The 12,454-nt window shown below is 44.4% G+C and carries 13 protein-coding genes; 3 read left to right on the top strand and 10 right to left on the bottom strand.

Annotated features, from left to right (window positions below):
* Positions 1 to 14: 14 nt before the first annotated feature.
* From G6047_RS12975 to G6047_RS12940, 8 genes are all read right to left on the bottom strand, one after another.
* Entirely contained in the window at positions 15 to 494 is a 480-nt protein-coding gene (locus G6047_RS12975; protein WP_169528054.1) for a hypothetical protein, read from the bottom strand.
* A 3-nt stretch (positions 495 to 497) separates the two neighbouring features.
* The gene (locus G6047_RS12970; protein WP_169528053.1) at positions 498 to 968 is read right to left on the bottom strand and encodes a hypothetical protein; all 471 of its coding nucleotides are present in this window, start codon (positions 966 to 968) and stop codon (positions 498 to 500) included.
* Between the two features lie 73 nt (positions 969 to 1,041).
* Positions 1,042 to 2,241 (bottom strand): tetratricopeptide repeat protein, encoded by a 1,200-nt coding sequence (locus tag G6047_RS12965; protein ID WP_169528052.1) that lies wholly within the window; start codon positions 2,239 to 2,241, stop codon positions 1,042 to 1,044.
* Between the two features lie 170 nt (positions 2,242 to 2,411).
* Positions 2,412 to 3,089 carry a metal-dependent hydrolase gene (locus G6047_RS12960; protein ID WP_169528051.1) on the bottom strand — a complete coding sequence of 226 codons (678 nt, stop codon included), beginning with the start codon at positions 3,087 to 3,089 and terminating at the stop codon, positions 2,412 to 2,414.
* Positions 3,090 to 3,133: 44 nt separating this feature from the next.
* Positions 3,134 to 4,078 carry a 1,4-dihydroxy-2-naphthoate polyprenyltransferase gene (locus G6047_RS12955; RefSeq protein ID WP_169528050.1) on the bottom strand — a complete coding sequence of 315 codons (945 nt, stop codon included), beginning with the start codon at positions 4,076 to 4,078 and terminating at the stop codon, positions 3,134 to 3,136.
* Between the two features lie 143 nt (positions 4,079 to 4,221).
* The gene (locus tag G6047_RS12950) at positions 4,222 to 5,727 is read right to left on the bottom strand and encodes a PH domain-containing protein (RefSeq protein ID WP_169528049.1); all 1,506 of its coding nucleotides are present in this window, start codon (positions 5,725 to 5,727) and stop codon (positions 4,222 to 4,224) included.
* Positions 5,727 to 6,236 carry a PH domain-containing protein gene (locus G6047_RS12945; protein ID WP_169528048.1) on the bottom strand — a complete coding sequence of 170 codons (510 nt, stop codon included), beginning with the start codon at positions 6,234 to 6,236 and terminating at the stop codon, positions 5,727 to 5,729. Before G6047_RS12945 ends, G6047_RS12950 begins: the two co-directional genes overlap by 1 nt.
* Before the next feature lie 155 nt (positions 6,237 to 6,391).
* Positions 6,392 to 7,231 (bottom strand): 1,4-dihydroxy-2-naphthoyl-CoA synthase, encoded by an 840-nt coding sequence (locus tag G6047_RS12940; RefSeq protein WP_169528047.1) that lies wholly within the window; start codon positions 7,229 to 7,231, stop codon positions 6,392 to 6,394.
* 59 nt (positions 7,232 to 7,290) lie between these two features.
* Between G6047_RS12940 and G6047_RS12935 the strand changes: the two genes are divergently transcribed.
* Positions 7,291 to 8,406 carry a C1 family peptidase gene (locus G6047_RS12935; protein ID WP_169528046.1) on the top strand — a complete coding sequence of 372 codons (1,116 nt, stop codon included), beginning with the start codon at positions 7,291 to 7,293 and terminating at the stop codon, positions 8,404 to 8,406.
* On the opposite strand, the gene menD is transcribed toward G6047_RS12935, so the two are convergent.
* Positions 8,407 to 10,065: a 2-succinyl-5-enolpyruvyl-6-hydroxy-3-cyclohexene-1-carboxylic-acid synthase gene (menD, locus tag G6047_RS12930; protein ID WP_169528045.1), complete on the bottom strand. Its 1,659-nt coding sequence runs from the start codon at positions 10,063 to 10,065 to the stop codon at positions 8,407 to 8,409. It abuts the gene before it with no gap.
* A 109-nt stretch (positions 10,066 to 10,174) separates the two neighbouring features.
* Between menD and G6047_RS12925 the strand changes: the two genes are divergently transcribed.
* Entirely contained in the window at positions 10,175 to 11,359 is a 1,185-nt protein-coding gene (locus G6047_RS12925; RefSeq protein ID WP_169528044.1) for a thioredoxin family protein, read from the top strand.
* Positions 11,356 to 11,850, top strand: coding sequence for a GNAT family N-acetyltransferase (locus G6047_RS12920; RefSeq protein ID WP_169528043.1), 495 nt, complete (start codon positions 11,356 to 11,358; stop codon positions 11,848 to 11,850). Before G6047_RS12925 ends, G6047_RS12920 begins: the two co-directional genes overlap by 4 nt.
* Here the strand turns inward: G6047_RS12920 and G6047_RS12915 are convergent.
* Positions 11,847 to 12,428 (bottom strand): glutathione peroxidase, encoded by a 582-nt coding sequence (locus G6047_RS12915; RefSeq protein WP_169528042.1) that lies wholly within the window; start codon positions 12,426 to 12,428, stop codon positions 11,847 to 11,849. The two genes, G6047_RS12920 and G6047_RS12915, sit on opposite strands and share 4 nt — an antisense overlap.
* Positions 12,429 to 12,454 lie beyond the last annotated feature (26 nt).

Here is a 12,454-nt window from a genome sequence, read left to right as displayed (position 1 = left end):
AAAGTATACTGAAATCACAGATGGGTATAATCTGTCGGTGGTAATTTTTTGTATTCCTCGCTTTTGACCAGAATATTGAAAATGTAATTGCCAAGGTTTACAAGCTGACGTTCTTTTTTCGCTTCGAGTTTACAGGCACATTGATTTTCTGACTTCGAGGCTTTATTTATGCCATTCGCCACGATTTCTATTTCAAGTTCTCTCTGGCCCGGATCATAGGCTTGTTTTTTCGGATCGCACTCGAATGAAACCGGGAAACTTAAAAATCCTATTTTTCTATAATAGTCAAAGACAGCCTGTTTTTGGCTTTCAGACAGTTCAATACGAACCGATTTCGTATGGCTTTTAATGTACTTTCGTGACAACATTCCGGACTTTGAATCGTATACCTGTTTTCCATGTGTGATCCGGAAGCTGAAATCATCCGGCATTGCGGAATCTGGCTTGCAGCCTATTACCAGTATAATTGTTACTAAGTACACAATAACTTTCATTGTTTACAGTCGGATTACATCTGCAGGTGGGATTGATTTATAGGCGGCCTTTTTTTCAATCATATTCCAAAGCTTATCGTATAGCAGATAGAGTTTTTTTTCTTTTTCCATTTGTAGTTTGGTATCACAATAAGTACTTGTTCTTGATCCTTTTATGATGCCGTTTGCCCGAATCTGGATTTCTATGGATGAACTTGGAATGATTCCACCGGGATGCAATGTATCGCATTGGAATTCAGAAGGAAAACTAAAGAAATCAATTTTTTCACAATAATCAAAGAGTTCCTGTTTTTCATCTGCCGTCAATTCCATCTTGACTACAGCCAGAGGCTTCATCACATAATATCTGGTAAAAATTCCGGTTTGAGAATTATATGTGTCGACATCGAAATCTCCAACGATGGAAAAATCAGGTGGCATTTTCGGTTTACAGCCGATTAGAGAAAACAGTAAAAAAGCCGCTATGTATTTCATAAGATAACTGCCTGATTTTTACCCGAAGTTACTCAAAATTTCAGGACGGCAATCCAAAACCGTCATCCGTCAACTAATTCGGGAACAACTTCAAAATGCGGTAAAAATCCTCACTCGCGATCCCGGCTTTATTGAAGTCGATGAAATCCTCTCGCGTCCTGTCAGTCCAGCTTTCTTTGGCCGATATATTCTGTTTCATGAATTTTTCGTGGATTTCCTTCGCTTTCCTGTAATCATCTGTGAGCAGGTAATAATGCGCCATGTTGAGTTTTACGAGTAAATCGGCATTGTCCTTTTTCTCGGCTTCGTCCAAAGCGGCCTTGGCACGTTGGTATTGCCTGCTGTACAGATAGTATTTCGCCAGCATATTGTAATCGGTAGCCGTTCCGTTTCCGCTGGCTATGATCGCCGATTGCATCAGGTTGATCGCCTGTTCGTAATTTTTATTGGTAAAGTGTTTCTCCGCATCCTGCCTTGCGGTTTCAAGCACGCTTTTATTCGACGTGGATTTGCTGTCCAGACAGGCTGCCCCGAAGTCGCGGAACAATTTTGATTTTTCCGTCACAAGTAAATTGCTGTATTCGGCAAACGTGTATTTCTGGGTGAATTTGTCAAGAATACAAAGGCACAAATCGTCCGGCCGGATCATCAAACCGGCAAGGTTCGAGCTTTTACACAGATTGAGGATGGCGAGTTTGTTCTCATTGGTCCAGCCTGTACTGGCTTTGAAATCTACCCATGGCACTACTTCGAGCACGATTTTCTGGCGCATGAACCAGTTGTCGCTTTCAAAAGCGAAATACAGGAATTGCTTGTTTAGACAGGCCGATTTTCCACCTATTACTTTGGCTTCCTTACTGATTGGGTTCGGTTGACTGATACAGGCACCGTCCGGTTTTCCGGAAGTTTTGTAAGCATCTGCTTTGGCTTTGTCGGTAAAGATGGCATATGTACATTCGTCTTTTCCCGATACGGTCGAAAGCAATTGGATCGAAGCACCTGTTCCTTGTGAAATCCCCGATGGATCCGGGATTGCCTTGAGTACGGCGCCGAGGTTATTGGTCATTTTCTGGTTGTCGTCGAGCACGGTGATGCGATAGACGACTTCTGTAGTGCCGACCGGAAAATTCTGGGTCTTTACAATGACGCGGTCGCCGGCCGGAACGATGAATTCCTTGGTCGTGGCGCGCTCGCGATCCCAATAGCCGCTTTGGGCGATTGCAGACAGGCTAAAAAAACCGATTGCAAAATGAAGTAAAAAAGGTGCTTTCATAGAATACAGCCTAGCCCGGGTTGCAGCGGTTAGCCTTTTGCAGAAAAATGCGTTGTTGGGTTACGGCAAAAGAGCGACTAAAAGAAGCTCCTTTTGCCGTTAACAAAACAGCATTTTTCAAAAAAAGCTAAAAGCGGAATACCGGAAACAGCTTCAAAATGCAAATCTAACTAAACTTCGGTGGAATCACCAACCGGTAATAAAATGAGTTCCTTTCCGGCTTGGCTGAATTTGCGCTTTGCATCTTCTTTGTTGATTTTGATGTAGCCGAACGTATCGAAATGATACCCAAGGATTTTGTTGCATGCCACGAAATCCGAAGCGGTCACGGCGTCATCGACATCCATGGTATAATTGCTTCCGATGGGTAAAATGGCCAGGTCGAGTTTGTAGCGCAACGGAATGAGTTTCATGTCATACGTCAAAGCCGTATCGCCTGCAATGTAGATGGTTTTGTGTTCCGATTCGATGATGAAACCTCCGGGATTTCCACCATAAGAACCGTCCGGAAATGAACTGGAATGAATGGCGTTGACATATTTGACCTTTCCGAAATCGAGTTCCCAGGTTCCGCCGTGGTTCATGCCGTGGGTTTTGTAGCCTTTTGAAGCGTAATGTCCGGCGATTTCAGGATTTGAAACGATGAGTGCGCCTGTCCGTGCGGCAATGGCATCTACGTCCAGGATGTGGTCTCCGTGTGCGTGTGTGAGTAATATATAATCGGCTTTTAGTGAATCGAGGTCAATGTGGGCCGCGAGTTCGTTTGCAGAGATAAATGGATCAACGATTATATGACGTCCGCCGGTCTCGATTTGAAGTGAGGCGTGACCTAGATAGGTGATTTTCATTTTAATTAATAATTAATGTTAACAATCAATATGGGTACGGTGGATTAAAGATTATTCGATATGGCGGTGAAAAACTGGACGATGCAATCCTGGATGAATGATATCAGCGAAAGCGATAACAGTACTGACAACAGGAACGTACTGATGGCCAATTTCTTCAACTCCGGATCAAGGGCGCGTGGCTCTTTGTTTTTGTAGACGCGGATTAAATGCTTGATTAAAGGAAAATAAGCAATCAGGTATATGTATTGGTCAGGCCTGAAATCTTCAAGGATAGAAAAAACAATGACCAGAACCATGGCTGAAATAATCAGGAAGAAATGATATTTCTTGGCGTTCTCTCCTCCTATTTTGACTACGATGGTATTCTTTCCGGCTTTTTTGTCGGAAGCTTCATCGCGCATGTTGTTCAGGTTCAAAACCCCGACACTTAGGAATCCGACGGCGGTCGCAGGCAAAAACAAATGGGCCGAGAATTCCTTGGCGAACATAAAGTAGATCCCAAGCGTGCTTACATATCCGAAGAAGATCAAAACGAACAAATCGCCGTATCCTCGATAGCCGTAAGCCGAATTCCCAACCGTATACCGAATAGCGGATGCCACCGCGAGAAAGCCCAGGAACAGGAAGAATACGGAATAGATCAGGTATTGTTCCTTAAATGAAAAGTAAATCAGGGCAATGGCCGAAATCATCGTCAGTACCGATGTGAGTATCATGGCGCGTTTCATTTCCGCCGGGGAAATCACGCCGCTCTGGATGGCGCGTTTGGGCCCGATGCGATCTTCGTTGTCGGTTCCTTTGACCCCGTCGCCGTAATCATTGGCGAAATTCGAAAGAATCTGCAACCCGAGCGTCGTGCTCAAAGCCAGTATGACGATCTTCCAGTTGAAGATACTTTGCGACATGGCGTAAAAACAGCCTATGAGTATTCCGGAAACCGATAAGGGAAGTGTTCTGAGGCGGGCGGCTTCGATCCAGTGTTTCATGTTTTTGGGGTTAACAGTTAACGGTTAACAAGTAACAGTTGGAACTGCTGGTGTTATAAATTTATATTCGTTTCCTTTTTACTTTTATGCCATCATTGTTGACAGTTTCCTCTTTACCGTTATCTGTTAACCGTTAACCGAAATCACATCCAGTTACTATCTCCGCTCTCGATCTCATACAGCCATTTATTCACATAACCTTTGATGACCGTGTAATTGCCAAGTTGGAACGATAAATTTCCCCCAGCAGTGTGAAGCGTCAGGTAGCCAATGTCTGCCGATTTATGCCAGAACAATTGCGAAACCGAAACCGCCTGTATCTTCTCCGGAACAATGATCTGGTCTGTCACGTCCCAGGCACCGCTCGTCTTGATGATGAACCGGTCGTTGATGTACAATCTGTATCTGAAAAACCCAACCGTCAGCAATAACAATCGCAATGCTGCATAGACCGGAAAAATCCAATAGAAACCAATGAGAAATTCTTCCGGAAGGAAAATCAGCAATAATCCTAAAGGTACTACAATCGAGAGGAAAATTGCAAATACGAGTTTGCGGTAATTTGGTTTGAGCATCACTCCTTTTTCCGGAATCGTATGGAACAGTAATTCAAGCAGGTGGTTGGTTTCTTTTTTGTCGCAACCCGGAATTTCAATTGCATTGTTGTGTTTCTCGCCTTGTCCGTTCGTGGCCTGTTTGATACGCAGTTCGAGGATGTCGAGCTTTTTCTGGAAATAATTCTGGGTGACGAAGGTTTCCTGGACTTTTTCCGGCTTGACGATAGTACTCTTGGTGTTGATCAATCCGAAAGACAATAACAATGAGCCTTGCTGTTTTGACACCGTATAATTGAAATATCGGATAACGACCCGCAACAGGTTGATGACCAGGAATAAAATAAGGATCGCGGCAACCAGTATCGCTCCGACAGAAAGCGTAAAATCTTGTTTTACATAGCCGGTAACATCGTGATGACGGTAACCGGTTCCATCCATGACACGCATGGCATTTTCATAAATGGTGAGGAAAAAGGCCAGAATAACTCCGAAAGTCCTTAGATAATTAGAAGTCAGGCCAATTTTGATGAGGCTCCACAAACTGATCTTGAGGATTGGCGTTTCGGTTTGAACTTCTTTTGTTATGGTTTCATCTGAAGTCTGTTCCGATGAAGTAACGGATGTTTTACGGATATTCTGCATCAGATGTTCCTTGACACCTAAAGCCACCTGATGCGAAACGGCCTTGATACTTGCTTCTTTATCGACGCTTCCGGCAGTATCCACATCTACCGCATACACCGAAATCAATCGTTGCAATAGTGTCTGTTTGATATTTACCTGTTGGATTTTATCGTATTGGATTACGATTCGGGTTTTGTTGAGGATGCCTTCTGTGAGGACAAATTCCTTATTGATATCGTCAAGCTGGAATGTAAAATTCCGGAACCGAAGCCACGCAATCAGTGCAATTACCACTAAAACAGCAGGAAGCGAAATCCAGAAAACCAATGCGGTCATGCTTCCGGCCTTGATAAGCATGATGATGATAAACGGAGCCATGGCCTTGCCATATTCCACAAGTACGTTCGCGAACATGACGATAACGCCTATGCTCGATTGTCGTTGTGGTTTGCTGAAATCCGGCTGCATCAAAGTTCTTTACGGATCTTGCTCATGAGCAATTGTTTGATACTTTCCGCTTCTTCTTTTGCGATTCCCGGTATTTCAAGATCGCTCTGATGCCCGCCGGCCGTAAAGACCTGGACTTTTGCCAAACCGAAAATCCGGGATAGGAAACCTTCATGAAGGGCTACGTGCTGCACGCGGTTATAGGGGATTATCATGGTTGTCGTAGCGATGATGCCGTGCCGATAGACCACGTCGTGCTCGCGGAACGCAAATCCTTTTTTAACGAACGAAATACCTGCAAACAAAGAAATAATCGCAATGGCACAGACTACTCCCAAGAAAATCCACACACGGAACGGTTGCCATTCGTCAATGAAAACAGAACCTGCGATAGCCAATCCGATGAATACCACAAACAAAAATGTCAGCATGATAACGATGACTTTTGCGTAAGCCAGATTGAGTTTCGTCAATGGAATTTCTTCAAACCGTGGAAGATTGGAAGTATCGATGGTTTCGTTAGTGAACATTAATTTGAAAATTTGTGAATTTGAAAATTTGGAGATGGGAGCATTGGGTGTAAATAATTTAGATTTTTTTTGAAATTCAAATGTCAAAATTCAGGTATGGACAAACCGAGCATTACCCAATTTTCAAATTTCCAAATTGTCTAATTGTCCAATTATCACGGAATCCACTTCTTCTCAAAATTCGGTTTCCGTTTCTCCAAAAAGGCATTTCGCCCCTCTTTCGCTTCATCTGTCATATACGCCAGTCGAGTCGCTTCACCGGCAAACACCTGTTGCCCGACCATTCCGTCGTCTGTGAGGTTCATGGCGAACTTGAGCATTTTTATGGATGTCGGTGATTTTTCGAGGATTTCCTGAGCCCATTCGTAAGCTGTGGTTTCAAGTTCTTCATGCGGGATTACGGCATTGACCATTCCCATTTCAAAAGCATCCTGGGCGGAGTAATTGCGTCCGAGGAAAAATATTTCCCTGGCTTTTTTCTGGCCGACCATTTTCGCGAGGTAAGCCGATCCGTACCCGCCGTCAAAACTGGTCACATCGGCATCGGTCTGTTTGAAGATGGCGTGTTCTTTACTGGCAAGCGTCAGGTCACAGACAACGTGCAAGCTGTGTCCGCCGCCAACGGCCCAACCCGGGACAACGGCAATCACTACTTTCGGCATAAACCGGATAAGTCTTTGGACCTCGAGAATGTTGAGTCGGTGCATTCCGTCTTCGCCCACATAGCCTTGATGGCCGCGTGCTTTTTGGTCGCCACCGGAACAGAATGACCAGATTCCGTCTTTTGAAGATGGCCCTTCGGCAGATAACAAAACCACTCCGATTGAAGTGTCTTCCTGGGCATCATAAAACGCCCGATATAACTCTGCCGTGGTTTTAGGCCGGAAGGCATTGCGTACATCAGGCCTGTTGAAGGCAATACGCGCTACGCCATTTGATTTTTTATAGGTGATATCTTCGAACTGTCCGGCTTCCTGCCAGTTAATTTCCGCCATTTTATGAAAATCTTTTGGGTAAAAATAATACTTTTAGGCCGCATTAATTTTACCCTTTTATGAAAAAATTGCTGTGCGGATTTGCACTCTTTTTAGCTTCGGCCAACGCCATTTCCCAAAAATATGAATTCCAACCCGTTAAAGACATTCCTTGTGAGCCTGTAATTTCTCAGGATGCCACGGGAACATGCTGGAGTTTTTCGACCACTTCGTTTCTTGAGGCCGAAATCCTCCGCAAGACTGGAAAACACGTCGATCTTTCTGAAATGTACAACGTGCGCCACACCTATCCGAAAAAAGTCTACAATTACGTCATGCGCCAGGGCCATGCCCAGTTTGGTGAAGGCGGATTGTCCCACGATGTGATTTACAGTGCGAAAGAATTTGGGTTGATGCCACAATCTGCCTATTCCGGTTTGACTCCTGGTTCAGATAAGTACAACCATCAGCAACTCGAAAAGGAACTCGAAGAAGTCGCGAAGAAAAATGCCACTTCAAAATCACCCGATGCGGCTCAATGGAAAGCAGAAGTTTCCACTATCCTCGATAAATATATGGGTGTTGAACCGGCAGATTTTACATTCGAAGGAAAGAAATACACAGCAAAATCTTTTCTTGAGATGACCAAGCTTGATTTGTCTGATTATGTAACGATTACCTCTTTCACACAATCTCCTTTCTATTCCAATTTCATCCTCGATATTCCAGATAATTTTGCTTACGGATCTTTTTACAACCTGCCGCTTGACGAGTTTGTGAAGAACATAGACAACGCCCTAGAAAAAGGCTATACGCTGGCTTTGGATACGGATGTTTCAGAACCTACATTCTCCGGAAAAGCAGGCGTTGCCGTACTGCCGGAAAATACAGCAGATGCAGCAGCCATCCTATCTGAAATCAAACCAGAGAAAAACGTGACCCAGGAATTCCGCCAGCACGAATATGAGAATTTCGATACACAGGACGATCACCTCATGCATATTGTTGGAAAGGTGAAAGACCAGAAAGGAAACCTATATTACAAAGTGAAGAATTCGTGGGGAACAGATGCTAAATCCGTTGCCAACGGCGGGTTCGTTTATATGAGTGTCCCATACCTGAAATTAAAAGCCATCTCTGTCATGGTGCACAAAGACGGCTTATTGCCAGCTACAAAAAAGGCGCTGAAGATATAATCAAGCCAGCGCTTCGAAATAATCCTTGAGGACTTTATCGTTTTCCTTTTCGGGCGTAAAGACTTCAAGGATTTCTTTTTGGCCGGAAGTGTAGAAATCGTTCAGTTCCGATTCCAATTGTTTTGGATCAGCCGCGTTTCTATAATTGAAACCATACATCTTTGCCAGATTTTCTGCAGTCAAATGATGTGATGTTTCAAAGAAGGTATTGAAAACCGGTGTTTCGGAATGTCCCGGAAGAATCCGGAAAATGCCTCCGCCTCCATTATTGACGATTACGATTTTGAAATCTGACGGAATATAATTGTTCCATAGTGCATTGCTGTCGTACAAAAAACCAATGTCGCCCGTAATCAAAACAGTTGGTTTATCAGAAGCTACAGAAGCGCCGACAGCTGTAGACGAGCTGCCATCAATTCCACTGGTACCACGATTACAGAATACATCAACTTGTTGTTTCATTGGGAACAATTGGGCGTATCGTATTGCTGCGCTGTTGCTGATATGGAGCAATCGATTTTCAGGCAAAGCCGATAATATTTTTTCGTAAACCGTAAAATCGGAATACGGAGCCGAAGCCGTAAATACGTCATGCCTGTTGCCGCGATATTCCAATAGTTGGGCTGCTTTTGCGGAGTAATTGCTTTTCACCGCTTTTGCAAAAGGTGAAATCGCCTCGAAAAAATGAGCCGGTTCTACTTTAAAATGATGCGACAATGCCCCAAAAGTATCGTAAGCCCGTAACGGATCGATGTGCCAATGCTGGTCAGGCTTATAGCTGCGAAGAAAAGCTTTGATGCGCTTGGAAACGACCATGCCGCCAAAAGTAATAAGTACATCCGGCCTGAAATCACGGAATTCCTTTTGCCCGAATGCTGTTATCAACGTGTCTATGCGTGAAGCGAATGTAGGCTGATGTAAATTGGAAGTCACTTCCGTCATCACGACAATCGACGGATCTTTCGCCCAGCCTTCAAGGATTTCCTGTGCAATTTCACCCGGATTAAGGCTTCCGACAAGGATCAGTTTCTTTTTGGCCACATTCCAGATATTGGTTGCGGCCATGATGTCTTTTACGGAAAGTTTCGAAGCCTTTCGGGGCAAACCTTCTATCATGGCATCGACCGAATATTTGTTCACGGTTTCATACAGCGGCTCTTCAAAAGGTGCGTTGATATGAACCGGACCTTTTTTGGAAATGGCGCGATTGATGGCTTTGTTGATTTTTTTGTCGTTTTCTTCCGATGCCTCTTCCGTCAGGTTAGCACAGAACAAGGTGTGGGATTTCAACACATTCTGCTGGCGGATGGTTTGTCCATCGCCAATGTCGATTTTGCTCTGCGGACGGTCTGCCGAAATTACAACCAACGGAATCTGGCTGTAAAATGCCTCCGCTACGGCCGGATAATAATTGAGTACGGCCGAACCTGACGTGCATAACAAAGCCACCGGGGTTTTAAGCTGCTGTGCCAATCCGAGTGCAAAGAAAGCCGCGCATCTTTCATCGGCTACACTATAGCATTTGAAATCAGGGTTGGATGCAAATCCTATGGTAAGCGGCGCATTTCGCGATCCTGGGGAAATTACGACGGTGGTAACTCCTTTTGCCTGGCAGATTTGAAGAATGCTCTGCGCCAGCGGAATTTTGGGATAATCCATAAAGTAGTTTTAACGGAACGTCAAATTTGGGACGCTTCCAAAAAGGATTGCGGCAGAAAACTTATATTTGTCTGAAGTGCCGTAACCGGCCATAAAATTAGTCAAAAAAATGAAGCGCACCAGCCAAATCTTACTGTTATTCCTCGTGTTTTGGACATTCGGAATGACGGCTCAGGAAGAATTCAAATTCGAGGAAAAGCCGCTTGACAAGGTTATTTCAGATGCAGCATCTGCTGGAAAACCCGCGTTTATCATGTTGTATGCTTCGTGGTGTCCGCATTGCCATAAGATGAAAAAAGAGGTGCTGACAGATACTTCCGTCCAGCAACAACTCAAATCATCCTATGTTATTTCCGGATTCGATGCCGAAAAGCCCGACGGAAAAGCCATCATCAAAAAATACAAACTCCGCTCCTTCCCTACGTTTGCCTTTCTTTCCACGACAGGTGAATTGCTATATGCGTTCAGCGGCGAACTGACCGTGGATGAATTCAAAAAGGAACTTACAGATGCGGCAAACCCTAAAAAGCAGCTTCCGGGTCTTAAAGCCGCTTTCATGGCAGATACCAAAAACGCCGATGTATGCCTCGACTATGTTGCGACGCTTCGCAAAGCCGGCCAACCGACACAGGAACCAGCATCGTTCTATTTTCTCACTGTTCCGGATGACAAACTGGTTTCGAACATGAACTGGAAGATTTTCGCCAATGGGATCACGCATCTGAATTCACGTGAGTTTCAGGATGTGGTCAAAAATCAGTCGGCATACGCGGCTGTTTCATCCCGCAAACGTGTCGACCGGAAACTGGAAAATATCATGATGGAAGCCTTGAAGCCCGGATCTGAAACCGGATCGGCCGATTTGTATCTGCCGCAACGCAAGCTCGTATCTGAAACCAATCTGCCAAAAGGCGATTCGTTATTGTTCGTTTACGACCGCCAGTATTTCGAAATCCGGAAAGATTGGGATGGATATAAAAATGCGACGATAGATAAAACGGACAAATATGGAGCAAAAAGTACAAACGTTCTTAAAGATGTCGCCGGAATTTATCTTCAGGATGTAACCGATAAAGCGGCATTGGAAAAAGCGGTCACGTGGGCTCAAAAGGTCGAAATGCTGCAACCATCTAAAGACGCTTATTTATTGACGGCGAAACTTCAGGAAAAACTGAAAGATTATGCCGCCGCCGAAGCATCTGCCCAAAAAGCCGTCGATTTATGCAACAAACTCGGGTTCGATTCAAAGGAAGCGACTGAAATGCTCAATCGGTTAAAAGGCAACAAAGGATGATTTCCATACGAAACGCAACCATAGAAGACGTTCCTGAAATCCTCAAAGTCGTCAATCATGCCATTCTGTATTCCACGGCCAATTATAATTATGAACCTCAGACGCTGGAAGAGCAATTGGATTGGTTCCAGACTAAAACGACAAAAGGCAATCCGATACTTTGCGCATTCGACGGAAATTCATTCGCCGGATTCGCCACTTATGGAACTTTCCGTGAGAAAATAGGCTATCAGTTTACGGCTGAACATTCGGTATATGTTGCCCCGGGAATGGAAGGAAAAGGCATCGGGACTAAACTTATGAAACAGCTGATTTCCATTGCCAAAGATTCCGGAATCCATTGTCTTGTGGGCGGAATCGATGCCGAAAACAAAGAAAGCCTCCGTTTTCACGAGAGGCTTGGTTTTTTACAGTGCGGAAAAATAAATCAGGCTGCGTGGAAATTCGACCGTTGGCTCGACTTACTTTTTATGCAGTTGATATTGGATTAGGAACGGATCCATTTGCCTACGTCGCCCGGAGTCAATCTTGTCCTTGGATCTACGACCTGCTCCAGATGCCCGTTTTTGCCGATGAAAAATTTCTGGAAATTCCACTGCACTTCCGAATCCTTGTACAGATTCTGCGATTTTTGGGTCAGGAATTTATAGATGGGTGCCATTTGGTCACCCTTGACTGAAATCTTTGACATCATAGGGAACGTCACGCCGTAATTCTGTTTGCAGAACGTAGCTATTTCTATGTTTGTGCCCGGTTCCTGTTCGGCGAAATCATTTGCCGGGAAACCTACGATGACCAATCCTTGTTTTTCGAATTTTTTATAAATCATTTCGAGGTCTTCATATTGTGGCGTCAATCCGCATTTGGAAGCGGTGTTTACAATGATGACTTTTTTACCCTGAAGCGAGGCAAAGTCGAAAGTCTTTCCGCTCAAATCCTCGACTTTAAACTGATAGATGCTGTTCTTGTCCATAGCGGGATTGGCTTTAGGGGGGTCAGAATTTTTTTCTTTTTGTGCAAACGAATGTACCGAAGTCACTGCCACAAGCAGCAGGAATATTTTTTTCATGATTTGTTTTTGACAAAGCTAATCGA

This window comes from Flavobacterium silvaticum, assembly GCF_012911565.1.
Lineage (GTDB): Bacteria > Bacteroidota > Bacteroidia > Flavobacteriales > Flavobacteriaceae > Flavobacterium > Flavobacterium silvaticum.
The sequence above is the reverse complement of the archived record's forward strand: the minus strand, read 5'-3'. Positions and strand labels throughout refer to the sequence as shown.

Bases quoted from the DNA above. Each gene is read 5' to 3' on its own strand.
- G6047_RS12975 (WP_169528054.1), bottom strand. From the start codon at position 494: ATGAAAGTTATTGTGTACTTAGTAACAATTATACTGGTAATAGGCTGC.
- G6047_RS12970 (WP_169528053.1), bottom strand. From the start codon at position 968: ATGAAATACATAGCGGCTTTTTTACTGTTTTCTCTAATCGGCTGTAAA.
- G6047_RS12965 (WP_169528052.1), bottom strand. From the start codon at position 2,241: ATGAAAGCACCTTTTTTACTTCATTTTGCAATCGGTTTTTTTAGCCTG.
- G6047_RS12960 (WP_169528051.1), bottom strand. From the start codon at position 3,089: ATGAAAATCACCTATCTAGGTCACGCCTCACTTCAAATCGAGACCGGC.
- G6047_RS12955 (WP_169528050.1), bottom strand. From the start codon at position 4,078: ATGAAACACTGGATCGAAGCCGCCCGCCTCAGAACACTTCCCTTATCG.
- G6047_RS12950 (WP_169528049.1), bottom strand. From the start codon at position 5,727: ATGCAGCCGGATTTCAGCAAACCACAACGACAATCGAGCATAGGCGTT.
- G6047_RS12945 (WP_169528048.1), bottom strand. From the start codon at position 6,236: ATGTTCACTAACGAAACCATCGATACTTCCAATCTTCCACGGTTTGAA.
- G6047_RS12940 (WP_169528047.1), bottom strand. From the start codon at position 7,231: ATGGCGGAAATTAACTGGCAGGAAGCCGGACAGTTCGAAGATATCACC.
- G6047_RS12935 (WP_169528046.1), top strand. From the start codon at position 7,291: ATGAAAAAATTGCTGTGCGGATTTGCACTCTTTTTAGCTTCGGCCAAC.
- menD (WP_169528045.1), bottom strand. From the start codon at position 10,065: ATGGATTATCCCAAAATTCCGCTGGCGCAGAGCATTCTTCAAATCTGC.
- G6047_RS12925 (WP_169528044.1), top strand. From the start codon at position 10,175: ATGAAGCGCACCAGCCAAATCTTACTGTTATTCCTCGTGTTTTGGACA.
- G6047_RS12920 (WP_169528043.1), top strand. From the start codon at position 11,356: ATGATTTCCATACGAAACGCAACCATAGAAGACGTTCCTGAAATCCTC.
- G6047_RS12915 (WP_169528042.1), bottom strand. From the start codon at position 12,428: ATGAAAAAAATATTCCTGCTGCTTGTGGCAGTGACTTCGGTACATTCG.